Annotated in this window: 22 protein-coding genes and 3 pseudogenes; 8 read left to right on the forward strand and 17 right to left on the reverse strand. The window is 71.6% G+C overall.

The genetic code is table 11. From position 1 onward, the window contains the following. Positions 1-31: 31 nt before the first annotated feature. The 4 genes and pseudogenes from RPX00_RS26750 to RPX00_RS26765 form a co-directional block, all read right to left on the reverse strand. Positions 32-1,003 (reverse strand): 3-hydroxyacyl-CoA dehydrogenase NAD-binding domain-containing protein, encoded by a 972-nt coding sequence (locus RPX00_RS26750; RefSeq protein WP_406629432.1) that lies wholly within the window; start codon positions 1,001-1,003, stop codon positions 32-34. After that, positions 1,000-2,112, reverse strand: coding sequence for an NAD/NADP octopine/nopaline dehydrogenase family protein (locus tag RPX00_RS26755; protein WP_406629434.1), 1,113 nt, complete (start codon positions 2,110-2,112; stop codon positions 1,000-1,002). Before RPX00_RS26755 ends, RPX00_RS26750 begins: the two co-directional genes overlap by 4 nt. A gap of 219 nt (positions 2,113-2,331) precedes the next feature. Continuing rightward, a pseudogene (locus RPX00_RS26760) lies at positions 2,332-2,478 on the reverse strand (SDR family NAD(P)-dependent oxidoreductase); the annotation flags it as partial. Positions 2,479-2,540: 62 nt separating this feature from the next. Further along, positions 2,541-2,825: pseudogene (locus RPX00_RS26765) on the reverse strand (SDR family NAD(P)-dependent oxidoreductase); the annotation flags it as partial. Positions 2,826-2,876: 51 nt separating this feature from the next. Between RPX00_RS26765 and RPX00_RS26770 the strand changes: the two are divergent. Further along, positions 2,877-3,641, forward strand: coding sequence for an IclR family transcriptional regulator (locus RPX00_RS26770; protein ID WP_406629436.1), 765 nt, complete (start codon positions 2,877-2,879; stop codon positions 3,639-3,641). 140 nt (positions 3,642-3,781) lie between these two features. On the opposite strand, the gene RPX00_RS26775 is transcribed toward RPX00_RS26770, so the two are convergent. The 3 genes and pseudogenes from RPX00_RS26775 to RPX00_RS26785 form a co-directional block, all read right to left on the reverse strand. Next, positions 3,782-5,044 carry an HRDC domain-containing protein gene (locus RPX00_RS26775; RefSeq protein WP_406629438.1) on the reverse strand — a complete coding sequence of 421 codons (1,263 nt, stop codon included), beginning with the start codon at positions 5,042-5,044 and terminating at the stop codon, positions 3,782-3,784. Between the two features lie 71 nt (positions 5,045-5,115). Next, positions 5,116-5,831: pseudogene (locus tag RPX00_RS26780) on the reverse strand (response regulator). 672 nt (positions 5,832-6,503) lie between these two features. Beyond that, entirely contained in the window at positions 6,504-7,067 is a 564-nt protein-coding gene (locus RPX00_RS26785; protein ID WP_406629440.1) for a DUF3000 domain-containing protein, read from the reverse strand. Positions 7,068-7,627: 560 nt separating this feature from the next. Here RPX00_RS26785 and hemE point away from each other — a divergent pair. The 4 genes from hemE to RPX00_RS26805 are packed head-to-tail and all read left to right on the forward strand — an operon-like array spanning position 7,628 to position 12,229. Beyond that, positions 7,628-8,710 carry a uroporphyrinogen decarboxylase gene (gene hemE, locus RPX00_RS26790; RefSeq protein ID WP_406629442.1) on the forward strand — a complete coding sequence of 361 codons (1,083 nt, stop codon included), beginning with the start codon at positions 7,628-7,630 and terminating at the stop codon, positions 8,708-8,710. Further along, positions 8,707-10,116, forward strand: a complete 1,410-nt coding sequence (gene hemG / locus RPX00_RS26795) for a protoporphyrinogen oxidase (protein ID WP_406629443.1) — start codon at positions 8,707-8,709, stop codon at positions 10,114-10,116. The genes hemE and hemG overlap by 4 nt, the downstream gene beginning before the upstream one ends. Positions 10,117-10,162: 46 nt before the next feature. Next, positions 10,163-10,855: a hydrogen peroxide-dependent heme synthase gene (gene hemQ, locus RPX00_RS26800; protein ID WP_406629445.1), complete on the forward strand. Its 693-nt coding sequence runs from the start codon at positions 10,163-10,165 to the stop codon at positions 10,853-10,855. Positions 10,856-10,861: 6 nt separating this feature from the next. Then, positions 10,862-12,229 carry a CoA transferase gene (locus tag RPX00_RS26805; RefSeq protein ID WP_406629447.1) on the forward strand — a complete coding sequence of 456 codons (1,368 nt, stop codon included), beginning with the start codon at positions 10,862-10,864 and terminating at the stop codon, positions 12,227-12,229. A gap of 548 nt (positions 12,230-12,777) precedes the next feature. Here the strand turns inward: RPX00_RS26805 and RPX00_RS26810 are convergent. The 9 genes from RPX00_RS26810 to RPX00_RS26850 all read right to left on the reverse strand — a co-directional run bounded on the left by RPX00_RS26810 (position 12,778) and on the right by RPX00_RS26850 (position 20,169). Beyond that, complete coding sequence (locus RPX00_RS26810; RefSeq protein WP_406629449.1) at positions 12,778-13,569, reverse strand: TIGR04222 domain-containing membrane protein; 792 nt, start codon at positions 13,567-13,569, stop codon at positions 12,778-12,780. A gap of 100 nt (positions 13,570-13,669) precedes the next feature. After that, positions 13,670-13,996, reverse strand: coding sequence for a hypothetical protein (locus RPX00_RS26815; RefSeq protein ID WP_406629451.1), 327 nt, complete (start codon positions 13,994-13,996; stop codon positions 13,670-13,672). Then, positions 13,993-14,796 (reverse strand): DUF692 domain-containing protein, encoded by an 804-nt coding sequence (locus RPX00_RS26820; protein WP_406629453.1) that lies wholly within the window; start codon positions 14,794-14,796, stop codon positions 13,993-13,995. Before RPX00_RS26820 ends, RPX00_RS26815 begins: the two co-directional genes overlap by 4 nt. 59 nt (positions 14,797-14,855) lie before the next feature. Further along, a complete protein-coding gene (locus RPX00_RS26825) occupies positions 14,856-15,803 on the reverse strand; it encodes a TIGR04222 domain-containing membrane protein (protein ID WP_406629455.1) in 948 nt (315 codons plus the stop codon). Between the two features lie 99 nt (positions 15,804-15,902). Then, positions 15,903-16,832: a TIGR04222 domain-containing membrane protein gene (locus RPX00_RS26830; RefSeq protein ID WP_406629456.1), complete on the reverse strand. Its 930-nt coding sequence runs from the start codon at positions 16,830-16,832 to the stop codon at positions 15,903-15,905. A gap of 112 nt (positions 16,833-16,944) precedes the next feature. Next, a complete protein-coding gene (gene msrB, locus RPX00_RS26835; RefSeq protein WP_037819046.1) occupies positions 16,945-17,373 on the reverse strand; it encodes a peptide-methionine (R)-S-oxide reductase MsrB in 429 nt (142 codons plus the stop codon). Between the two features lie 19 nt (positions 17,374-17,392). Beyond that, positions 17,393-17,698, reverse strand: coding sequence for a hypothetical protein (locus RPX00_RS26840; RefSeq protein WP_344267465.1), 306 nt, complete (start codon positions 17,696-17,698; stop codon positions 17,393-17,395). A gap of 50 nt (positions 17,699-17,748) precedes the next feature. Further along, entirely contained in the window at positions 17,749-19,377 is a 1,629-nt protein-coding gene (locus RPX00_RS26845; protein ID WP_406643103.1) for a protein kinase domain-containing protein, read from the reverse strand. 117 nt (positions 19,378-19,494) lie between these two features. Next, complete coding sequence (locus RPX00_RS26850) at positions 19,495-20,169, reverse strand: TVP38/TMEM64 family protein (protein WP_406629457.1); 675 nt, start codon at positions 20,167-20,169, stop codon at positions 19,495-19,497. Between the two features lie 37 nt (positions 20,170-20,206). Between RPX00_RS26850 and RPX00_RS26855 the strand changes: the two genes are divergently transcribed. The 3 genes from RPX00_RS26855 to RPX00_RS26865 all read left to right on the forward strand — a co-directional run bounded on the left by RPX00_RS26855 (position 20,207) and on the right by RPX00_RS26865 (position 23,210). After that, positions 20,207-21,229 carry a DNA polymerase domain-containing protein gene (locus RPX00_RS26855; RefSeq protein WP_406629459.1) on the forward strand — a complete coding sequence of 341 codons (1,023 nt, stop codon included), beginning with the start codon at positions 20,207-20,209 and terminating at the stop codon, positions 21,227-21,229. A gap of 193 nt (positions 21,230-21,422) precedes the next feature. Then, the gene (locus RPX00_RS26860) at positions 21,423-21,815 is read left to right on the forward strand and encodes a DUF6221 family protein (RefSeq protein ID WP_116206681.1); all 393 of its coding nucleotides are present in this window, start codon (positions 21,423-21,425) and stop codon (positions 21,813-21,815) included. 390 nt (positions 21,816-22,205) lie between these two features. Beyond that, positions 22,206-23,210 carry an MsnO8 family LLM class oxidoreductase gene (locus RPX00_RS26865; RefSeq protein WP_406629462.1) on the forward strand — a complete coding sequence of 335 codons (1,005 nt, stop codon included), beginning with the start codon at positions 22,206-22,208 and terminating at the stop codon, positions 23,208-23,210. Here RPX00_RS26865 and RPX00_RS26870 read toward each other — a convergent pair. Further along, positions 23,207-23,863: a maleylpyruvate isomerase N-terminal domain-containing protein gene (locus RPX00_RS26870; RefSeq protein ID WP_406629464.1), complete on the reverse strand. Its 657-nt coding sequence runs from the start codon at positions 23,861-23,863 to the stop codon at positions 23,207-23,209. The two genes, RPX00_RS26865 and RPX00_RS26870, sit on opposite strands and share 4 nt — an antisense overlap. Positions 23,864-23,886 lie beyond the last annotated feature (23 nt).

Genomic DNA, 23,886 nt, shown 5'->3' on the forward strand with positions numbered 1-23,886 from the left:
CGGGCCCGAACCCGCGGCCGCCAACCAAGAATCACTCCGCCGAACCGTCTTCCGGACGCACCGGAACCGCCGTCCCGTCCTGCAAATGCGGTCCGCGCAGCCGGAAAATGTCCTCGAACTCCCGCATCCGCGCGGCCCGGTACTCCGGCACTCCGTCCGGGTCGAAGCGGTAGAACCCGGCCCCGTCCTGGAGGCCGCGCCGGTGTTCGGTCATGTTCTCCTCGACGATCGCGGGCGCCTGGAAGCGCTCGCCGAGTTCGCCGGTCAGGTAGCGCGAGGCGTAGTAGAGGATGTCGCCGCCGCCCCAGTCGATGAATTCCAGCGGGCCCAGCACCGAGAACCGCGGGCCGAGTCCGGCGCGCACCGCCAGGTCGATCTCGGCGGGGCCGGCCACCCCTTCCTCGACCATCCGCGCGGCCTCGTTCATCAGCAGCGCCTGCAGCCGCGGCACGATGTACCCGGCGGCGGGCCCGCACACCACGGGCACCTTGCCGATTTCGCGCAGCAGCGTCACCAGCCGGTCGACCGCGGCCGGGTCGGTGTCGTCGCCGCGGCTGACCTCGACCAGCGGCATCAGTTCGGCCGGGTTGAGCCAATGCGCGTTGACCACGCGTTCCGGCCGGTCGGCGAGTTCCGCGATCTGCGTGACCAGGAAGGTCGACGTCGTCGAGGCCAGCACCGCCGACTCGGGCACCTGCGCGCCGAGCCAGCCGAACACCTCGCGCTTGACCGCCATGACCTCCGGCACGGCCTCGAACACCACGGTCGCGTCGGCGAGTTCCTTCGCCGAACGGTCGCCCAGCGTCAGGCTTTCCAGCGCGTCGGCGTGGCCGAACATCGCGCGCAGCCGGTCGGCGAGGCGCTTGCGGACCTCGTCGCGGCGGAGCTGGCGTTCCTCCTCGGTCCGGTCCTTGACGTCGGCGAGCAGGACCGGATGGCCCGCCGCTAGGAAGGCCAGCGCGATGCCCTCGCCCATCCGTCCGGCGCCGACGATCGCGATCACGACTGGACTCCGTTCTGCAGCAGCTCGGTCAGCCCGGCCCGGTCGAGGTCCGCGAGGCCGAGGTTTTCGAAGGTCCGTCCCTCGGCGTAGAAATCGCGGCCAGTGATCGCGGAGCCGAGAGCCAGCAGGCCCTCCGCGACCGGTGTCGGCACCCCGGCGAACCGGCCCGCGGACACCAGCAGCGACAGGCCGAGCCGGGTGTCCTCCACCATGTAGCGGTGCGTGTGGAGGTCGATCTTCTCGCGCCAGTCGCCGCTGTCGGTCAGCCTCTCGTGCGCCGCGCGGCCGTACATCCACTCCTCGCCGTCGGTGGCGTAGTGGTCGGCCAGTGGGAAGTGCGGCGCGCCGTAGCCGAACGCTTCGCGCAGCGCGACCCGCTCGGCGTCCAGCGCGTCGGTGACGCTGCGGATGGACGGCTGCGTGCCCTCGTTGTGGATGTCCCAGGCGGCGAAATGCTCCAGCGGACCGGCGTTCATCGTGATCAGCGGCGGGTGGATGATCGGGCCCGCGTTCATCAGCGCCCCGCTGAGCCCGTCGCCCGCGTCCTCGATGCTCGGGTACGCCTCGCGCAGCGTCTGGAACGCGCTTTCGGCCAGCCGCAGCGGGAACACCCCGGTCGGCAGGCGGGTCGCGTAGCCGCTGATCACCACTTCCGCGTCCCCGTGCCGGCGCGCGAGGTACGGCAGCGTCCCGGCTTCGGCGAACGCGATGTCCGGGCTTCCGCCCGCGCCGGCGACGGCCTTGGCGAACACCATCGAACCGAACGTGCCCGGCGGCAGGAACACCACCTGGCCCTCGGTCAGCAACGGGGCGAGCCGCGGAGCCAGGTCGTCGTGCGTCGTCGAGGGCAGCGGGATCACGACGAGAGCCGCTCCGCGCACCGCCTCCGCGAGGTCCGCCACCGGGTTGATCTCCCCGGCGCCGTCGCCGACCGGCACCGAACGGGAGCCCCGGTAATCCCGGACGGCCACCGCCCCGGTCGCGCGCACCGCTGCCAGCGCCTCGGCGTTCCGCCGCCACCAGCGCACCTCGTGGCCGTGCTCGGCGAGTTCCGCCACCGTGGCCCAGGAACCGTGCCCGCCCCCGAGAACCGCGATCTTCACTGTCATGTGCTCCTGTCTCGTGCTGGTGTGCTGACGCACTTTCTCACGGGCCGGCCAGGTCGGTCCGCGCCCAAAGCCGATCTTGCTGCTCGCGCACGATCGCGCCGAACTCCGCGGGCACGATCGTCCGGTACGGCCCGGATTCGACCGCCAGGCCCGGATCGCGCTGCCTGGCCAGGAAATTCGAAAACTCGTGCTCCGACGCGGCGCGTTCGCCACGAGCTTTTCGTTGAACCCGGTGGAAAACGGCCCGGGTTCGACGACCCGGACTTCGATTCCGTGCGGCCGAGGTTCCTGACGGACCGCCTGCGCCATCGCCTCCAGCGCGAACTGGCTGGCCCCGTACGCGCCCGCCCCGGCCCGCGGCGACGAGCCGGTCCGAGACCAGCCGGGTCAGCTCGAGCGTGCCGAAGACGTGTCTTCCGCACCACTGCGGAATCCGTGCGCAGCAAGGGACCTTCGGCTCCGAATCCGGCGTTGTTGAGCAGGACCGACGCGTCGAGTTCCGCGGCTGCCTCGCGATCGGCCGCGTCGAGCAGATCGAGCCGGGAGACCTCCGCGGCGAGCCCGTGCTCGGCGAACGCCGCCCGCGTCGGCTCCACCTGATCGTCCCGTTCGACGGTGGCGAACACCCGGTGCCCGCGCGCCGCGAGCGTCAATCCCGCTCCCAGGCCGAGACCCGAACCGGCGCCCGTGATCAAAACCGACTCCTCGCCCACGCCCGCAGTGTCGCTTGCGCCGAGGCCCGGCCTCAATCAGACTTCCGCCACATGGAAGCCAGACCCACCGCGGCGGCGCGGCTGCTGTCGGTGCTGGACTGCTTCAGCGCACAGACGCCGGTGCGTTCGCTGACCGAGATAGCCAAGACCGCCGGCCTGCCGTTGAGCACGGCGCACCGGCTGGTCGGCGAACTGGCCGAGTGGGGAGCGCTCGCCCGCGACGAACACGGCGGCTATCACCTCGGCCTGAAACTGTGGGAGCTGGGCTCGCTGTCGCTGGCCAGGGCGTCTCTCCGCGAGATCGCCCTGCCGTACCTGGGCGACCTGTTCGACGCGACCGGCGAGAACGTGCACCTCTCCGTGCTGGACGGCACCGACGTGGTGTTCCTGGCCCGCCTCGCCGGGCACCGGTCGGTCGGCATCCTGACCACGACCGGCGCCCGCCTGCCCGCGACCACGACCGCCACCGGCCGGGTGCTGCTCGCGCACGCCGCCGCCGACACCCGCGAATCCGCGCTGACCAGCCCGATCGTCGCGGAAACCCCGCACACCACGACCGATCCGGACGCCCTGCGCGCCGAACTCGCCGACATCGCCCGCACCGGCTACTGCGTCGCCGACCGCCAGCTCGCCGACGACGCGGTCGCCGTCGCCGCCCCGATCCGCGACGCGTCCGCCCGGGTCACCGCCGCGGTGGCGGTCGTGGGCCGCCGCGAGACGACGTCAGTGGCCCATCTGGTGCCCGCAGTGGTCACCACGGCGACCGGAGTGGCGCGGTCGCTCGGTTACCGCAGACCGGCCCGTCGCCGCGCCTGATCGCCGCTGAGACGCTGTCCGGGCGGCTTGGCGGACTCGCCGAACCTTGCCGCGAAAGAACCGCGCCCCAGCCGCCCACCCCGTTGCCTTCCGAAGGTCTAAACCTCAGGTAGAGGTCTGAACCACCAGGTGCCGGTCCGTCAGGAAGCCGTGCTGTGCAACGCCTTGCTCAGCGCCGCCGCGGTCAGCTCCACCTGCCACGGCCGGGCCCCGCCCGCCCGCAGCGCGTCCGCCACCGAGTCCTCCGCGAGGTCGGCGGGCGGCCGCCAGCAGGTGCGCCGGACCAGGTCCGGCAGCAGCAGGTTCTCCACCGGCAGCTTCCGGTCCTCCGCGATCGCGGCCAGCGCGGCCCGCGCGGCGGCGAGCCGGGCGGCGGCGTCCGGGTCCTTGTCGGCCCAGCGGTTGACCGGCGGCGGACCGTCGGACGGCTGGCTCGGGCTCGGCAGCTCGCTCGACGGCAGCGCTTTGGCCGCCTGGAGGTGCCGGAGCCAGCTGGCCGTGTACTTGCGCTGCACGCGGCCGCTGAACACCGGCAGCGCCTGCAGCTCCTCGACCGTCTTCGGGTCCGAGGTCACCGCGTTGACGATCGCGCTGTCGGGCAGGATCCGGCTCGGCGCGCGGTCGCGTTTGCGGGCCAGCTCGTCCCGGGCCTGCCACATCTCCCGCACCGCGGCGAGGCCGCGCGGGCTGCGGATCTTGTGCACTCCGGACGTCCGGCGCCACGGTTCGGCGCGCGGCGCGGGCGGGGGAGCGGTGCGGACCGCCTCGAACTCCTGCTGAGCCCACTCCAGCTTGCCCTGCGCGGCGAGTTCGGCTTCGAGCTTCGCGCGCAGTTCGTTGAGCAGCTCGACGTCGAGCGCGGCGTAGTTGAGCCAGTCGACCGGCAGCGGCCGTTTCGACCAGTCCGCGGCGCTGTGCCCCTTTTCGAGCGTGTACCCGAGCAGCAGCTCCACGAGCGTGCCCAGCGCGACGCGTTCGTACCCGGCCAGCCGTCCGGCCAGCTCGGTGTCGAACAGCGACCGCGGGCGCAGGTCCAGCTCCGCCAGGCACGGCAGATCCTGGGACGCCGCGTGCAGCACCCACTCGGTGTCGTTGAGGACGTCCCGCAGCGGGGCGAGGTCGTCGGCGAGCGCGATCGGATCGATCAGCACCGTGCCGGAGCCTTCGCGGCGCAGCTGGACGAGATAGGCCTTGGGCCAGTACCGGTAGCCCGAAGCCCGTTCGGTGTCGACGGCGACGGCGCCGGTGCCCGCGGCCAGCCGCGCGCACGCCTCGGCGAGCGCGGCGGGGTCGGCCACCACCGGAGGGGTGCCTTCCGCCGGTTCGCGGAGCAGCACCGGCGTTCCGGAGTCTTCGGTGGTCTCGTCTCCGGTCCGGGCTCCGTCCGCCTGTGCAGTTCCCATGTCCGACGACCCTACGGGACGGGCGGACCGCGCCTGGTCCGCCCGCCCCGCGGGGACGTGGTTCGTCGTCGTCAGCGGATCACGCCGGCTCGCATCGCCAGCGCGACCATCTGCGCCCGGTCGCCCGTGCCGAGCTTGCGCCCGATGCGGGACAGGTGGGACTTGACGGTGAGCGCGGAGAGGGAAAGCTCCTCCCCGATCTCCTTGTTCGACTGCCCGTCCGCGACGAGCTGGAGCACCTCCACCTCGCGAGCGGACAGCTCGCGCGGGGTGTTGTCGGTGCCCGCCACGCGCGTGCCGGTCGCCAGGACCGGGGCCACGCTCGGGTCGGCGTAGACGCCGCCTTCGAGAACCCGGCGCACGCCGTCGGTGACCACCACCGGCGACGCCGACTTCAGCAGGTACGCCTGTGCTCCGGCCTGGAACGCGGAGCGCACCGCGTACGGGTCGTCGGAGGATGCCAGCACCACCACGCGCGGCCAGCCGTGGCTACGGAGTTCCGTAACCAGTTCGATGCCGCTGCCGTCCGGCAGTCCGAGATCGAGGATCGCCAGGTCGCACGGGCCGGTGGCCTGTGCTCGCGCCCTCGCCTCGGCCACCGTGGCGGCCTCGTGGACAGTGCCCGCACCCATCTGTGCGAGTCGTGCTGCGATTGCCTCCCTCAACAGCGGGTGGTCATCGACCACCAACACGGAAAAAGCTCTTCCCGCGGGTGCGGAACCATGCTCGCCGGCAAAGCACCGGCTGGCGTGGATCGGACGGCCTGAGATAAGCCGACGGTAGCCACGTCACTACCTCCCTGGAGTCGGTCGTGCCCCCCGACCGGCACCGGGACCTTCGGCCGTTCAGCCGCGCCAGCTTTAGACCGAAAGTGGTGTCGTCCCAGGCACTGTAGCCGTCCCGACGCCGTTGCGGGGGGATCGAATGGGTATCTATCCGAAACAGTTCGTCACTCAGCGAGGTCGTTGTAACACGATCGGACTAACGATCGGAGTCTTGTTAACGACTGGCGACCGGGCCGCGATGCACCTGAGTTACCGGCATCGAAACGGGCGTGCAGATGGCCCGTGCACCTGCGGGTGCTGCCGGACCGGGGCGGCCGCCCCGGCTCCCCGGTCCCGGAAATGCGCTCCGGCCGGGGCAAGATCATTTTCTTTCACGTTTCGCCGCGCGCCCCGGCGGTTCGATCGGGCCCGGGCGGGGGCGGCGGGAACGGGCCTGAGGCGGCGTCTGGGCGGGTGACCTGGGGTTCACTGCCTGTGATCACGCGCGGCCACGAACGTGCGGCACCCGGGACAACGGCCGCTCCGGTCCACGGTGGACGGTCAGCCGCGGCCGCCCGGAACCCCCGCCGAAGATCCCGGCCGCGCGCCGGGCAAGGCGCAAGCCGCCGGAAAAGCCGCGCCGGTGCGCGTGCGAACGCCCCGCGGCGGCTGCCCGACCGGGTGAACTTGGGAAATCAGGAGCTTTGGCGCTGCTCGAACAGCGTGACGCCCACCGGCGGCAGCCCCACGACGCTCGCCATCACCTGGCAGAACGCGAGCCCGTGCGGCCCGAGCGCGGCGTCGGTCGGCGTCCAGGAGGCCCGCAGCTCGAGATCGTCGGTCCGGGCAGGCCCGGAGATGTCGCCGAACCGCGCCGAGGACGTCTCGGTGACCGTGCCGCCGAGCGCCTTCCAGGACGCGCCGGAGGCCTCCAGCGCGTCGGTGAGCCACGACCAGCCGACCGCGGGCAGGAACGGATCCGTGGCCAGCTCGCGGTCCAGCTCGGCCCGGACGTACATGACCAGCCGCATCACGCCGTCCCAGCCCTCCTGGCCGTCCGGATCGTGCAGCAGCACCAGCCTGCCGGACGCCATGACGTCCGCGGGTCCGGAAACCTCACAGCTCAGCGCATACGACCACGGCGCGAGCCGCTGCGGCGCACGCATCGTCTCGAGCCGGATCTCCGGGCGCGGCCGGACGGCTTGCAGCGCCGCGACGGCTTCGCGGAAGAGATCGGGCACTGGCGTCATCGCGGTCACGCTCCGACTGTAGGGCTGCGCCGCCCGGTTGCGGACGCAGGCGCGCCGAGCGAGACCCACCCGCGACCCGGGGAACCCCTCCGCCCGCCTTCCCCTCGGCTCGCGGCTCGCTACGTCCTCCGGTTCGCCGTCTGCCTCGGCCCCGCGCTTCGCCTCAGTCTTCGACTCACTGTTCGCTTCGCCCGACGCCCGACGCCCGACGCCCGACGCCCGACGCCCGACGCCCGACGCCCGACGCCCGAAGTGCGAAGTGCGCGGCCCGAGGCGCGAGGCCCGACGCCCCCGCGCCCCGCGCCCCGCGCTTCGCCCTTCAGCCGTCGCCAACGCCCTGTGCCTCGCCCACCCCCTCGGTGTCCACCTATCTCCACCTCGCCGTCCCCCGCCGCGCCACCTTTTCCTCCCACCTGCCGCATCTAGCGCAGACCACAACGAATCCAGCATCAAAACCGGCCACCAGATACCGAATCCGAAGCCGGTCACCCAAGACGCCGCCACCCCGAACCCGGGACCGGGCTCGTTGGGCACGGGGCGGCCCAGGACTGTCGGACCCGCGTGGGACCATGGGGTTCGTGCCTCAGGTTTCGCCCGCGCCCGTCGGCGCCCCGTCCGTCTCGCCCCGTCGCGCCCTGCCCGGCTCGGCTTTCCTCGCCGCCGCGCGCGGGGAGCGGCCCGCGCACGTTCCAGTGTGGTTCATGCGCCAGGCAGGCCGTTCGCTGCCGGAGTACCGCGCGCTGCGCGAGGGCGTGCCGATGCTCGACGCGTGCTTCGACCCGGAGATGCTCGCCGAGATCACGCTGCAGCCGGTCCGCAGGCACGGCGTCGACGCGGCGATCCTGTTCAGCGACATCGTCGTCCCGCTCAAGGCGGCGGGCGTCGACATCGACATCGTGCCCGGCACCGGTCCGGTCGTGGCCTCGCCGGTGCGCGACGCGGAGGCGGTGCGCGCGCTGCCGAAGCTCGAACCCGAGCAGGTGGAGAAGGTCGCCGAGGGCGTCCGGCTGCTGGTGAAGGGGCTCGGCGAGACGCCGCTGATCGGATTCGCCGGCGCGCCGTTCACGCTGGCCAGCTACCTGATCGAGGGCGGCCCGAGCCGCAACCACGAGCACACCAAGGCCTTGATGCACTCGCAGCCCGAGGTCTGGCACGACCTCGCCGCGCGCCTCGCCGACATCGCCGCCGCGTTCCTGCGCGCCCAGCTCGACGCGGGCGTCGACGCGGTGCAGCTGTTCGACTCGTGGGCCGGGGCGCTGTCCGAGCGCGACTACCGTGAGTTCGTGCTGCCGCATTCCGCGCGGGTGCTGGCGGCTGCGGGGGAGTACGACGTGCCGCGGATCCACTTCGGCGTCGGCACCGGCGAGCTGCTCGGCGCGATGCGCGAGGCGGGCGCGGACGTGGTCGGCGTCGACTGGCGGATTCCGCTCGACGTCGCGGTGCACCGGCTCGGCGGCAAGGCGTCGGTGCAGGGCAACCTCGACCCGGCGCTGCTGTACGCGTCGTGGCCGGTGCTGGAGGCCGAAGTGCGCCGGATTGTCGAGGAGGGCCGCGCCGCTCGAGGACATGTGTTCAACCTCGGCCACGGCGTGCTGCCGGGGGTGGACCCGGAGGTGCTGACTCGCGTCGTCGAGCTGGTGCATTCGCTGTGAAGCACGTCGCGGTCGTCGGCGGCGGGATCTCCGGGCTGGCCGCGGCGTACCGGTTGCGCAAGCTGCTCGGCGATCGCGTCACGATCACCGTTTTCGAGAGCACGCCCGCGATCGGCGGGAAGCTGCGCACGGCCGAGGTCGGCGGAGTCGGCTACGACGTGGGTGCCGAAGCCTTCCTCGCCCGGCGGCCCGAGATGGTTTCGCTGGTCGAGGAGGTCGGTCTCGCCGATCGCCTCGTGCACCCCACGAAGGCGCGCGCCAAGATCCACGCCGGCGGTTCGGTGCAGAGCTTGCCGCCGGGCACCGTGATGGGAGTGCCGGCGTCCGCGGAGTCGGTCGCCGGGGTGTTGTCCGAGGACGGACGGCGCGCGGTCGAGAAGGAGCGTTCGCTCGGCCCGGTCGAGCTGGGTTCCGGCGACGTTCCGCTCGGGTCGTTGCTGCGCACGCGCTTTGGGGACGAACTGGTGGACCGCCTGGTCGACCCGCTGCTGGGCGGCGTGTACGCGGGCGGTGCCGACGGTCTCGGCCTCCGCGCGACGATGCCCGGCCTGGCCAACGCGATCGCGGCCGGCGCGGGTTCGCTCACCGAGGCCGCCTCGTCGCTGCTGCCGAAAACTCCTGGTACTGCACCGGTTTTCGGCAGTCTCACCGGCGGCCTGCGCGGGTTGCTCGACCGGTTGCTGGAGCTGTCCGGTGCCGAGCTGCGCACGTCGTCGACAGTCCGCGCGCTACAGCAGACACCGTCCGGCTGGCGTCTCGAGTTCGGCGCGGCCGCCCCAGCGCACGCGCCTTCGGACAGTCCGGTAGCCGCGGACGCGGTGCTGCTCGCAGTGCCCGCCCCGGCCGCGCGAAAGCTGCTCGACGGAGTGGCCCCGGCGGCCTCGACCGCGTTCGGCGAGGTCGAACTGGCATCGATGGCGGTCGTCGCGTTCGCGTTCCCGCCTGGGACTGAACTGCCCGACGCGTCCGGAATCCTGATCGGCGCGGGGGAGCGGGACGCGGAAGGTGTGCCCTACGCCTGCAAGGCGTTCACGTTTTCGTCGAACAAGTGGGCGCACTTCGGCGGCGACGGCCCGGTGCTGGTGCGCGGTTCGGTCGGCCGGTTCGGCGAACCCGGCGCGCTGAACGGCGACGACGACGCGCTGATCGCCGCGGTCCGCGGGGATCTGGCCCGCCTAGCCGGGGTCACCGCGACGCCGATCGACACCTTGGTCACGCGCTGGGGCGGCGGCCTGCCGCAATACGGCACCGGGCACCTGGAGCGGGTGATGCGGATCGAGACGGCCGTGGCGGATGTCCCGGGCCTGGCCGTGGCGGGCGCCACGTTGCACGGCGTCGGGCTGCCGGCCTGCGTGGCCACCGCCGATGCCGCTGCCCGGCGCGTCGCGGAGCAGCTCTTCGTGTGACGGAGCCCCATGGCGACCGCCGCGCCGGGAGTGCCAGGATGGAGGCATGGCGCGGCTGAATTACAACGAACTCAACGACACGATCCGCTACACCACGTGGTCGGTCTTCCGGATCGAACCGGGGAAGTTGGGGGAGGACCGCGCCGCCGCCGGCCAGGAGACGGCCGAGTACCTCGACGGGCTCGAGGCCAAGGGCGTCGTCGTCCGCGGCGTGTACGACGTGTCCGGCCTCCGCGCCGACGCGGACTACATGATCTGGTGGCACGCCGAGGAAATCGAGCAGGTCCAGGCCGCCTACACCGGGTTCCGGAGCACGCCGCTCGGCCGCGCGTCCACGCCGGTCTGGAGCCAGACCGCGCTGCACCGGCCCGCCGAGTTCAACAAGAGCCACGTGCCCGCGTTCCTGGCAGGCGAGGAGGCACGCAAGTACGTCTGCGTGTACCCGTTCGTCCGGTCCTACGACTGGTACCTGCTGCCCGACGAGGAACGCCGCAAGATGCTGGCCGACCACGGCAAGGAGGCGCGGGATTACCCGGACGTGCGCGCCAACACCGTCGCGTCGTTCGCGCTCGGCGACTACGAGTGGATCCTCGCCTTCGAGGCCGACGAACTGCACCGGATCGTCGACCTGATGCGCCACCTGCGTAACACCGAAGCCCGCCGCCACGTGCGCGTCGAGATCCCGTTCTACACCGGAACGAAGGTGGCTCCCGCCGAACTCGTCGCGGCTCTGCCGTAACCGCCGGTGCAGGACGTACTCGCCGGAGCCTGGCAGGAGCTTGCCGGGGAACCGCTGCCTGCCGTGTCCTTGACCGGCGACGAATCCGTGCTGCCCGGGCACTTCCGGGTCCCCGCCATGGCGACCGCCAGCATCGCCGCGGCCACGCTGTCCGCCGGCGAACTGCTGCGCCTGCGCGGCATCGAGCCCGGCACGGTGTCGGTCGACACCCGGCACGCCGCGGCCGCGTTCCGCAGCGAACATCTGCTGCGCGTCGACGGCGAGCCAGGGCCGAGCCCGTGGGGCCGCATCGCGGGCGACTACCGCGCCGCCGACGGCTGGATCAAGCTGCACTGCAACACCACCCGGCACGAGGCGGCGGTCTGCTGGGCGCTCGGCGTGCCGGCGACCCGCGAGGCGGTGACCAAAACCGTGGCCGGGAAGTCCATGGCAGAGGTCGAATCCGCCGTGGTGACCGCGGGCGGCGCGGCCGCGTTGATGCGCTCGCGCGAGGACTGGCTGGCACACCCGCAAGGCCAAGCGGTCGCGGAGTTGCCGCTGGTCGAGTTGAACCGCATCGGGGACGCGCCGAAGCGCACCCTGTTCGACTCGGACCGGCCGATGGGCGGCGTCCGCGTGCTGGAGCTGACGCACGTGCTCGCCGGCCCCGTGGCAGGCCGCGTGCTGGCCGCGCACGGCGCGAACGTGCTGCACGTCGGAGCCGCGCACCTGCCGCGGATCCCCGTGCTGACCATGGACACCGGACAGGGCAAGCGATCCGCGTTCGTCGCGCTCGACACCGAGGGCGGCCGCGCGAAGCTGAAGAAGCTCATCGCCCGCGCGGACGTCCTCGTCCAGTCATTCCGCCCGGGCGCGCTCGCCCGGATCGGCTTCGGCCCGGAACAGCTCGCCGAACTGCGGCCAGGCCTCGTGGTGGCGGACGTGTCGGCGTACGGCTGGACAGGCCCGTGGGCCCGCCGCCGCGGCTTCGACAGCCTCGTGCAGATGTCGTCCGGCATCGCCGAGGAGTACGCCACCGACGCCCCCGCTCCGCTGCCCGCGCAGGCCCTCGACCACGCCACGGGCTGGCTGACCGCCGCCGCGATCATGACCGCGCTCCGCCGCACCGTCACCGACGGCGGCAGCTGGCACGCGCGACTGTCCCTCGCCGGGACCGGCCGGTGGCTGGATTCCTTGGGCCGCAAGGATCCCGAACCGTCCGAAGTGGACTACACGGACCTGCTGGAGACGGTCGACAGCGACTTCGGCCAGATGACCCGGGTGCGGATGGCCGGGGAACTGCCGGGTGCGCCGCCGAGGTGGGATCACCCGTCGCACCGGCCTGGCGCGGATACCGCGGTGTGGTCGCCGGTCGTGCCCCACCCGGTCGCGTAGCCGCTCGTGGGGCAGTGCCTAAACCGGCCCGAGCCCTCCCGCGATCTGCCTGCCCGGGCAGCCCGCGAAACCGCCCAGCCCGACAAGATCGGCGGGCCTCAGTCCACGTCCTCCGGTCTGCGGGAGGCAATGCCGTCGTCGGCAGTGGCGTCGTTCAGCTGATGCGGGTGCGGATGGCCGGGGAACTACCCGGTGCGCCGCCGCGCCGGGAGCATCCGTCGCATCGGCCTGGTGCGGACACCGCGGCGCGGTCTCCAGTCGTGCCCCACCCCGTCGCGTGAGCGCCCGGGGCGGTGCCTAGACCTGCATGAGCCCGCTCGCGATCCGCCTGTCCGGGCAAGTCGCGAAGCCGTCCAACCTGACAAGGTCGGCAGGCCCCGGTCCGCGTCCTCCGGTCTGCGCGAGGCAATGCCGTCGTCGGCCAGTTGATGCGGGTGCGGATGGCCGGGGAACTGCCCGGCGCGCCGCCGCACTGGGATCACCCGTCGCACCGGCCCGGTGCGGACGCCGCAGCGCGGTCTCCAGCCATGCCCCGTGAGCACCAGCGCCTAAACCGGCATAAGGCCTCCCGCGATCCGCTTGTCCGGATAGGCTGCGAAGCCGCCCAGTGCGACGAGATCAGCAGGCTCCAGCCCGCGTCCGCCGGCGGCGGCCTGCTGTTCGGCCTGCGCGAGCAACGCCGTCCCGGCGGTCGTCGGCGGCAGTGAAGCGACCTTCCGTTCGCCGAACTTCTTGGTGATCCGCTGGCTCCCGACGAGGCAGAGCCAGAGCGTCAGCGCGATCTCGACGAGAGCGAGCAGCACCATCGGATTCAGGTGCCCCCGGCCGATGTCGTAGACCAGCCGGGCCACGGCGGCGACCACCACGATCACGCCGATCGCGGTCAGCGTGTACCCGAGACCGGTCAACGGCCTGCGCCTGCTGACCAACTGCCGCTGGACCAAGTCCGTTTCGAGCGTCCGCACGGCGGGCTTGAGCACCGGCGAACGCACAACCCACGACGCGAGACGGCCCGGCCCGGCCGCCTGGTGCACGGCCTGCTCGATCGGCGGCGACGCGGGCGGCGGACCGCTCGCGACGACCTCGCCGCGTTGCCCGAGCTGCAACTGGCCGCGCGCGAGCAGGGCTGCGATCGCGGTCTCGACCACCCGGGGCCTGCCGTCCTTCAGATACGCCACGTCGTAAGCATCGCGCGGCACCGCGGCGGACTCCGGCGCGTGCGCCTGCTTCGCCAGCTTGTCCTTGCCCGTGGCCAGAATGCTCACCACTCCCACTGCCGTCGCCACATAGACGAGGTACAGCGCGAAGTTCGGGCCGAGCGCGGCCCAGAATCCGTTCACGACAGGTTTCCTCCTCCCGGCCCGGCAGAGATCGGATAACACCGCCGTAACCAGACATGTCGCCAGCGTAGCCATCCCCACCGACAAAAACGGAACGGGCTCAGCGGCGAAACCATCTGCGCCGAGGTTTGGGCAGGTCACCGCGCTCGACGAGCCACGCCGCGAACGCGTCGGCATACTCCCGGGCCCGAATCGAGGTCGTCTTCGGACGCTCCGCCGCATACGCGTCGAACAACGGCCGATACCGCTCGCCCAGCGTCTCGGGCAGATCCGGCCGCAGGTACGCCACCAGCCGCCGCCGCTTGGCGAGCAGCACGTCCGCCTCGATGCGCAACCGAGAGGCATCGAAGCCGGACGGCGGCTCGCCTCCGGTCAGCAGACTGTCCAGCAGCGCGGCCTGCCGGGCCGCCAGTTCTTCCCGGCTCACAGCGTGACCGCGGTCCGCAATGCGACCAGCTCGGCGGCGAGTTCGGAATCGGTGGGGTAGTCGTCGTCGCGCTCCAGGAGAACGCCCGGCGGATCCGTGCGCCGACGCAGTTCGGCCAGCAGATCCAGCACCTCCGGCAGCACCGGATGCGCGTGCGTGTCGTGATAAACCCCGTCGCGCTCGACGCCGCCCGCCATGTGCACATACGCGAGCCGTTCCCACGGAATCCCGTCCAGGAACGCCACCGGATCGGTGCCCACGTTGCGCGCGTTCGCGTACAGATTCGCGACGTCGATGATCAGCAGGCACCCGGTCCGCTCGGTCAGCTCGGTGAGGAACTGCTCCTCGGTCAGCTCGCTTTCCGGCCACTCCAGCAGCGCCGCGATGTTCTCCAGCGCCAACGGGACGTCCACAATGGACTGAGCCAGCCGGACGTTGTCCACCAGCACGTCCAGCGCCTCGCGCGTGCGCGGCAGCGGCATCAGATGCCCGGAATCGAGCCCGCCCGCGCGGACGAAGCACACGTGGTCGCTGGCCAGCGGAGCGTCGAGGACCCGGGCCAGCTCGGCGAGATGCTCCACCCGCGCGGTGTCCAGCGGCTCGGCTCCGCCCAGCGACAGCGACACCGCGTGTGGCAGCACCGGCATCCCGCGATCCTTCAGCGCCAGCAGGCTTTCCGGCAGGTGCGGGGCGTGCAGGTTCTCCGCCACCACCTCGACCCAGTCGACGCCCGGCAGCCGCGCGATCGACAGGTCCAGTTCCGGCCGCCAGCCGATGCCGATCCCCAGCCGGTCAGCCACCGCAACCACCTCCACATCCGTCGCGGGCCACGGTTCCCGCGGCGCTTTTCGACGCCAAGCTACCCGCCGCAGCCGCCCCCGCCGCCGCAACTGCTGCCCCCGCCGCCGCAGGAGGATCCGCTGCTGCACGAGGACCCGCCGCCGCACGAAGACCCGCCGCTCGAACCGCCGCCCCCGGCCCAGGAGCTTCCACCGCCGCTGAGCAGGGCTGTGCTCATCTCGTCGTCCGGGTACAGCGCGATCCCGCCGAGCGCGACCACCCCCGCGGCACCGGCGAACAACACTCCGCCGCCCCGGCTCGCGGCCGCGAACTCCTCAGGCCGTTCCTGCGCGGCCCTGGCTTCTTCCTTGGCCTGAACCACGATCGCGTGGCCCGCGTCGGTCGGCCGGGCCGTCTGTCGGGCCTTTCGGGACGAGAACGCGATCAACGTCAGGGTCCCGGCCACGACAAGCAGCGCGATCAGTCCGCCGATCGGCCGGTCAAGCTGCGCTCCGTTGACCGCGCGGGCAATGCCGATCACCAGCAGCACGCCATAGACCGCCACGACGCCGGCACGGAAGCTGTCCAGCCCGTCTCCGGCGACGGTGACCAGCCCGCGCCGCTCGAGGTCCTCGCGGATCTTGTTCACTTCCGGCTGGACGACAGTCGCCGTGCGCATCTTGGCGACGGTCGCCGTGCCGCCCTGAGCGGCGTCGTGCACCGCGCGTTCGAGCCCGTTGCGGGGTCGCTTGCCGATCGCGCTCAGCTTGCCCTTGCTGCTCACCCGCAGCAGTTCCTGCTCCAGCAGCGTCGCGATCGCGGTGTCGACCGCGCGGTCCGCGCCGCCGGCCAGGTAGGCGAGCTGGTAGACGTCCGGCCGCAGCGGCGCCTCGACCGTCGCGGGCGCGTTCCGCTTCCGGGACCGCGCGAAGGACGGCCAGCTCAGCTGCACCACCAGCACGACGGCCAGCGCCAGACCGTAGATCAACAGGAATTGCGGGCCCGAAATGCCCCACGGTTCGTCCACGGCTTCCCCTCTTCCTCAGCCTTGCCGGCACTCTAACCGGCCCGGTCGCCGGAGGTTGTCGGCAGAACTGACGCGGCCGGCGTCCGGTTCGTTCCCGGCTCAGCTGTTCCCGCCGCCGCAGCCTCCGCCGCCTCCGCACCCGCTGCCGCATCCGGATCCGCACCCCGAACCGCCGCACCCGGACCCGCAGCCGGATCCGCAGCCCGCACCGCCGCCGCAGCCCGATCCCGCGGTCCAGTAGCCCGCCGCACCGGCGAACCCGCCCGTGACGCCGGTGCCCGCGATCGCCGCCCGCGCCTGCCGGGTCGCCGGGAGCCCGCGGAGCAGCGCGATTCGCAGCTCGCGGTCCGGATGATTCGAAAGCCCGCCGACCGCGACGCTCCCTGTCATGCCGCTGAGCAGGCTCTGATCCGGCCACGCCGCTTGGGCCGCCGCGCGTCCGGCCTCGGTCGGCTGGATCCGCCGGGCACGCCGACGTCGTGACAACGCGGTGAACACCAGCCACCCTGGTACGAGCACCGAAATCAGCACGAAGCCGTTCAGCGCGCCGACAAACGCGGCCACCCCGGCAGCGGCCAGCACCGCTTCGCCGATCGCCACCCATTTCCACACTCGTTGCAGCGCCTGGCCGTCGACGAGCAGACCCCGCTTGGAGAGGTCGTCGACCAGCTCGTGGACCGCTTCGCCCCAGACCAGACCGCGCAGCACCGTCGCGATCCCGACGCCGGTACCGGCCAGCTCAGCGGCTTCACGGCTCAGGTCGTCGGACGGTTCGGTCGGCGTGCGGTACAGCCGTCCCACGGAATCCGCACGCAGCTGCTCTCGCTCCAGCATCGCGGCGACTGTCGTTTCAGCGACCCGGATCGGTCCGTTCGTCAGCAACGCGACCTGCGCCGCGGACGTCAGCCTGGTGTCGGGGTGCCTTCCTCGGCACAACCGGTCGACCGCGCGCAGCCCCAGCCACCAGCAGATCGCCGCCAGCACCAGGAGCAGCGCGGCCGGCATCGCGCGTTCGATCGTCCACTCCATCACGGACCCCCTCCGGATGAACACTCCACGCTACCCGCTCGCCCGGGGTTGCCGCCGGATGAAAAAACCGCCCTCCCCATGGCGGGAAGGGCGGTTTCCGGGGACCCGGGCGTCAGTCGCCGGAGTCCTCGACGAGCTTCAGGGAAATCGAGTTGATGCAGTACCGCTGGTCCGTGGGGGTGGCGTAGCCCTCGCCCTCGAACACGTGCCCGAGGTGGCTGTGGCACGAGGCGCACAGCACCTCGATGCGCCGCATGCCCATGGTGCGGTCCTCGCGCAGCAGCACCGCGTCGGAGTCCGCCGGGTCGTAGAACGACGGCCAGCCGCAGTGGCTTTCGAACTTCGTGTCGCTGCGGAACAGCTCCGCGCCGCAGGCCCGGCACTCGTACACGCCGGTGGTCTTGGTGTCGGTGTACTCGCCGGTGAACGGCCGTTCGGTGCCGGCCTGCCGGAGCACCGCGTACTCCTCCGGGGCCAGCTGTTCCCGCCATTCCTGGTCGGACTTCACCACGCGCGGAGTGGTGCCGACGACGGGTTTCATACCTTTCACCCTTCCCACGTTACCTGGAGAGAAATGCGACCGTGTGCAGCGCGATGTCCCAGGCGGTGACCAGCAGCCCGAGCACGATCAGCACCACGACCAGCGCGGACACCCAGTAGCGGAGCCCGCCGGTGCGGCTGCTGGACTCGGCGAAGTCGGCGACCTGGTCCAGACACGCCTCGACGGTGAAAGTGGGCCCGGTGCGCTCCATCCGGTCGAGATGGGCGGCGAACGCACGGGCCTCCGGGTCGTACGGATCCAGCCCGACCAGATCCTCGTGGAACCGAGGATTCCAGCCCGGCGGCAGAGCTCCGTTCTCGGCCATGCCTCAACGGTAGGCTATTCGCCCCGCCGGACCCACCTCTGCGGCGAGTGTCACTGTGCTGGCGCACCGCTCCCGAGGCGAGGGTCGCTGTTGATGAGCAACGTGCCGTCGGGTCCGGCGATGACCTGCACGATCTTCTGCGTCGGCTCCCCGCCCTCCGGGGTGAGGGTGATCTGGACGTCGGCGGAGCCATCCGGATTGTTCTGGTGCTTGTAAACGTTCGCGCCCTTGTAGCCGCTCAGCTTGTTCTGGTCCCAGTACGAAGCGAAAGCGGCCTGATCGCCGAAGGCCGCCTGTGCCGACGGGGTCAGCATCGCCCACGCAGTGGGCGATCCGGCGTTCTGAAAGAACTTCACGGCCAGTTGGCCGGCTGGGCCCCACTCGACGTTGCCGTTGGACTTGACCGGCGGCGCAGAGGAACTCGGCGTGGTCGACGGACTCGCGGGTGCGGAAGAACTCGCGGGCGGCTGCTGCGCGTTCGACGGACTGCCGCCCTTGTCCCGGCTGCTGCTCAGCACCAGGAACACCACCAGCGCCACCGCGACAACCGCCACGGCCCCGCCAGCGAGGAACGCCATCTTCTTCTTCCGCGCCGCCGCTGGGGAAACCTTCGCCCCAGACCCGGCACCGGAGTAGTTCGGCGCAGCGGCAGTCGGCGTCGGCCGCACTGCGGGCTGCGGGCGCGGCGGAGTGCTCGGGGCAGGCCGCGCCCCCACCGGCACGAACGCCGCGGTCGGCGTGCGCGGCGGGTTCGACGGAGCCTTCGGTGCAGACGCAGCGGCAGCCGCCGGAGCACCCATACGCGCCCACGGCGGCCGGGACCCGTTGCTCCCCGGGCTGCGATTGCCCGACAGCAACTGCTGCGGCGCAGCCGGTTCCCCGGTCGCCAGCGTGGCCAGCCGCTCCCGAGCCTCGGCCATGCTCGGCCGCTCCGACGCTTCGCTGCGCAGCAGGCTCATCAGCAACGCGGTTGCCGGACCGGCCTGCGTCGGCGGGTTGACCTGTCCGTTCGCCGCCGCGTAGAGCAGGGCGAGCTGGTTTGTGGTGTTGCCGTACGGAGTCTGGCCCTCGATCGCCTGGTACAGCGTCGCGCCGAGGGCGAACACGTCCGAGCTGGGCACCGGGTCGGCGCCGCGGGCCAGCTCGGGCGCGAGGTACGCGGGAGTGCCGCCGATGAGGCCGGTCTGGGTGAGCGTCATGTCGCCGGCCGCGCGCGAGATGCCGAAGTCGGTGATCTTCGCGGTGCCGGTTTCGTCGATGAGGATGTTGCCGGGCTTGACGTCGCGGTGCACGATCCCGGCGCGGTGCGCGGCCACGAGCGCCGCGGCGACCTGCTCGCCGATCCGCGCGACCTGGCCGACCGGCAGCGTGCCCTGTTCGGCCAGCACGGCGGACAGGCTCGGGCCGTTGAGGTACTCCATCACCAGGCACGGATCGCCGCCGTGCTCGGCGACGTCGAACACGACGATCGCGTTGGGGTGCTGGAAGCGGGCGGCGTTCTTCGCCTCGCGCATCGCGCGCTGGCGCATGTTGTCGCGTTCGGCCTCGGAGACGCCCGGCTGCGGCAGGATCTGCTTGATCGCCACGGACCGCTCCAGGCGCACGTCCACGGCACGCCACACCACGCCCATGGCACCGCTACCAATGTGCTCGACGAGGCGGTAGTGCCCCGCGATCAGCTGCCCGGTGTCGATGACGCCCGCTCCTGACGAAAGTCCCGTGATCGTGGTCGTGCGCAGCACGGATACCCCTCGCGCACCCGAACGAGTGTAGCGGTCGGAAGTACCTGCCCGCCGTCAGCCAGCCGGTGCCGACGGCACGGGAGCTTCCGGCTCCGCGGCGGGGGCGCGCTTCCTCAGCACTCGCACCAATCCTGCCGCTCCGAGGGCCGCGAAGACCGCGTAGCAAGCCAGCAACGCGGGCGGCGTGTCGCCGGTGAGGGCGTCCGCGAAAACGACCACTGCGATGGTTCCCGGGACGCTGCCGAGCGCCGTTCCGGCAAGGTACGGAAGGAGTTTCACGGACGAAACGCCGCACAGGTAGTTCATCGCCGAAAACGGGACGACCGGGATCAGCCGCAGCGATGTGATGGCGAGCACGCCGCCGTCGGAGAGCCGGTCGTTCACCGCTCGCACCGGCGCCCGGTGGAGGTGCCGCATGATCAAGTCCCGGCCGAGCAGCCGCGCCAGCCCGTACGCCAGCGCGGCGGCGATCGTGGTGGCTGCCAAGGCGATGAACACTCCCGCGACGCTGCCGACGAGCAACCCGGCGGCGAGATTGAACACCGTCCGCGGGATGGGCGCGACGGTGAGCAACGAGTAAGCCACGAGGAGTACGAGCGGAGTCATCGATCCGGTGGCGGCGGCCCACGTGCGCAGCTGCGCCGGGCCGGGGATCGGCAGCCACAGCGCGGCGGCCGCGAGAAGAGCCACCACGACCAGGGCGACGATCAGCTTGGTTCTCCCGGACACCCCGCCACGGTACGGCACTCGCGGCTACGGTGGCCGCATGGCCAAAAACGGCGATCCGGTCGAATACCAGGTGGGAGAGCGCACCGTCCGGGTGTCGAGCCCGGACAAGGTCTACTTCCCCGAACGCGGCATCACGAAGCGGCAGGTGGTCGAGTACTACCTCGCCGTGGCCGATCCGCTGCTGCGGGCGATCGGGGAGCGGCCGACCACGCTGAAGCGCTACGTCGACGGCGTCACCGGCGAGTGGTTCTACGCCAAGCGCGTGCCCAAGGGCGCGCCGGACTGGCTCGAAACCGCGCGGATCGCCTTCCCGTCCGGCCGCACCGCGGACGAGGTCTGCCCGACCGAACCCGCGGTCTTCGCCTGGGCGGCCAACCTCGGCACTTTCGACTTCCACCCGTGGCCGGTGCGCAGGTCCGACGTCGACCACCCGGACGAACTGCGGATCGACGTCGACCCGCCGGAACGCGCCGGTTTCGCCGACGCGGTCGAGGTCGCCGGCGTGGTCCGCGAGGTGCTCGCCGACGCCGGGCTCACCGGCTACCCGAAGACGTCCGGCGGTCGCGGCGTGCACGTCCTCGTGCGGATCCGCCCGGAGTGGGATTTCATCGCGGTGCGGCACGCGGTGATCGCGCTCGGCCGCGAGGTCGAACGGCGGATCCCGGACAAGGCCACGGTGTCCTGGTGGAAGGAGGAGCGCGGCGGACGCGTCTTCCTCGACTACAACCAGGCGGCGCGGGACCGGACGGTCGCCTCGTCCTGGTCGGTGCGCGGCACCCCGCGCGCGACCGTGTCGACGCCGCTCACCTGGGACCTGCTCGCCGACGTCGACCCCGACGACTTCGACGTGCTGACCGTGCCCGGCTTCCTCGCCGAGCGCGGCGACCTGCACGCGCCGATGGACGAGAAGGCGTTCGGCCTGGAGACGCTGCTGGAGTGGTACGAACGCGACGACCGCGACCTCGGCGGCGCGGAGCTGCCGTATCCGCCGGACTATCCCAAAATGCCGGGAGAACCGAAGCGGGTGCAGCCGAGCAAGGCCCGATCCGACGAGGCGTGACCGGTCGATCGCCGGGTGTGATCACTCTGGGTGATCAACATCGCGGGGAATTTCACGAAAGTTTCCGCAGGTCGCACTGAGTTTTCCGAGGTCGATTACCATGGGGGACGCCGCTGGGCGGTAACGCGCCGGGGTCGGGGTGCGACTATTGCCGGGGCCGGAGGGGAGCCGGGACCGGAGGAGGGAGACCGTCGTGGACGACCTGATCGCGTTCCTCGCCGCGCGCGTCGGACAGCGGCAGGCGCTGATCATGCAGGCGGTGCAGAAGGGCAAAGCCGGCGAGCCGCTGAACCGCGGCGAGGCCAAGGTCGGGCTGGAGGAGCGGGTCCGTTCCCTCGGCGATCTTGAGCTTGACGTGGTCAACCAGATGATCAACGAGATCGAGGCGACCCGTCGGATCATGCTCGCGCATCGGACCACGGTGTCGGAGAAGGTGCCGGGGTTTCCGTTGTATGGCAGTGAGTACTGGTGCGAGACCTGCCATGTGCCTGCGGATGAAGCCGGGTCGAATTGGTGTTTGACGTTGCGGTTGCTGGCGTTGCCTTATGCGGAGCATCCGGATTACAGCGAGCGGTGGCGGCCTTAGGGGGCTGCGGGTTCGCTGGGGGCCGTGGTTGCGTGGGGCACCCCGAAGCCAATTGTGATGACGGGCGGCGGGTGCTTGTCAAGGCGGGAAAGATGCCTTGACAAGCACCCGCCGCCCGCATTGGGGCTTCGTATCGGGGTGCGGGGGAGGGCTGGGTGCCTGGATGAGCTGGGTGCATCGGTGGCGGCAGCGGTCCGTGAAGGACTCCTTGGGGGAATCTAGGTCCGTGAAGGGGTCCCTCACGGCCAGCCGGGGTCGCCGGAGGGGCGTCGAGGGTCGTGAGGGCCGCCCTGAGGGAACCAGCGTCTGTGAAGGTGGCCCTCACGGACGGGATGCGGTCGTGAGGGCCACCTTCGCGGCGGGAATTCGGCCCGGGTAGGCGGCGTTGGCGTGAGCGTGGACGTTCCGATTTCCGTGCTGGACCGCTCGCCTGTGCGGCGAGGGCGGGGGACCGCGCAGGCTGTCCGGGACACTGTCGCGTTCGCGCGGGACATCGAAGCGCTCGGCTACCACCGGTTCTGGGTTTCCGAGCACCACGGCGTGCCGGGCGTCGCCGGGTCTGCTCCCGCGGTGCTCGCGTCGGCCGTCGCGGCCGCGACCTCGACGATCCGGGTCGGGTCCGGGGGCGTGATGCTGCCCAATCACCGGCCGCTCGTGGTCGCTGAGCAGTTCGGGATCCTGGAGTCGTTGTTCCCGGGGCGGATCGACCTCGGGCTCGGGCGGTCGGTCGGGTTCATCGAGCCGGTGCGCCGGGCGCTCGGGCAGGGCAAGGACGCGGCTGACGGGTTCGCCGACCAGGTTCGCGAGCTTCTCGCGTACTTCCGCGGCGAGCACGACGGCGTGCATGCCATCCCGGCCGAAGGGCTGTCGGTGCCGGTCTACTTGCTGGCGACGGGGGCGGGTGCGGATCTCGCGGCCGGGCTCGGGCTGCCGCTGGTGATCGCTCCGGCGCACGGGCAGCGGGCGATGGTCGAGGCGATTTCCCGGTACCGCGAGACGTTCCGGTCCGATGTGGACGATCCGCATGTCGTCGTGTCGACAGCGGTCGCGGTGGCGGACACCGCGGAGGAAGCCCGGCGGCTGCTGGTGCCGGAGGCTTGGTCCACGGTGTACTCGCGCAGCCACGGGGTGTTCCCGCCGCTTTCGCCCGCGGACGAGATCTTGGCGCTGCCGATGACCGAACGCGAACGCCGTCGGCTGGACGACACTCTCGCCGGGCAGATCAGCGGCACTCCGGACGAGGTCGGCGCACAGCTCGCGGACCTGGTCGCCGCGACTGGTGCCGACGAATTGCTCGTCAGCACCAGTACTTACGACCCGGCTGCGCGCGTCGAATCGTTCGCCGCGCTCGCTCGTCTCGCGGATTTGCCTGCGGCGGAACGGCTTCCGGTCTAGCCGAGCACGATCGGCAGCTTCTCCGCCAGCTCGCCCAGCGCCGCCTTCTCGTCCTCCGTCGCGGCTCGGCGGCCGGTCGCCACCAGGAGTGCGCTCCGGTCGTCCAGCGACGGCGGCAGCGGCGAACCCAGCGCTGCTTCCACCGTCTTCCGGGTCGCTGCCAGGCATTCCGCGTCCGGACCGTCCACTCCGGACAGATGCATGACCAGGTCGAGGTGGTGCAGCGTCGCTTCCACGACGTAGGTTTCGAAATAGTCCGCGACCGTCATGACGTAATCGCGCGTTTCCACCCTCGACGCCGGGTCCGCGAGCTTCGCGGCGCGGCCAGCCGCCTGGGCCAGGTCGTCGAGGTGGTGCGCCAGCCAGGCGGTGGTGCCGTAGGCGACCGCCGCACGGCGGGTGAACAGGCCGTCCTCGTTCATGCCGGTCGGGAGTTCGGTGCCGAGTTCCCAGTACTGGGCGGCGGTGTGCGTCGGTTCGGCGTCGGTGGGCGTCGCGAGCGTGATCAGGATGTCCTGCGCATCGATGACCAGGTGGAACACCAAGTCCTGCACGAGCCAGCCGGTGCAGCCCGACGGGATCAGCCACTGCTCGTCTTCGAGAGATTTGACGGCGTTCTGAAGAGCGTTCCAGGAGCGGAAGAAGAGGTCCACGACGGCACCTTAGCGATCACGAA

Origin of the sequence: Amycolatopsis sp. WGS_07, assembly GCF_045278895.1 — a bacterium.
Taxonomy (GTDB): Bacteria; Actinomycetota; Actinomycetes; order Mycobacteriales; family Pseudonocardiaceae; genus Amycolatopsis.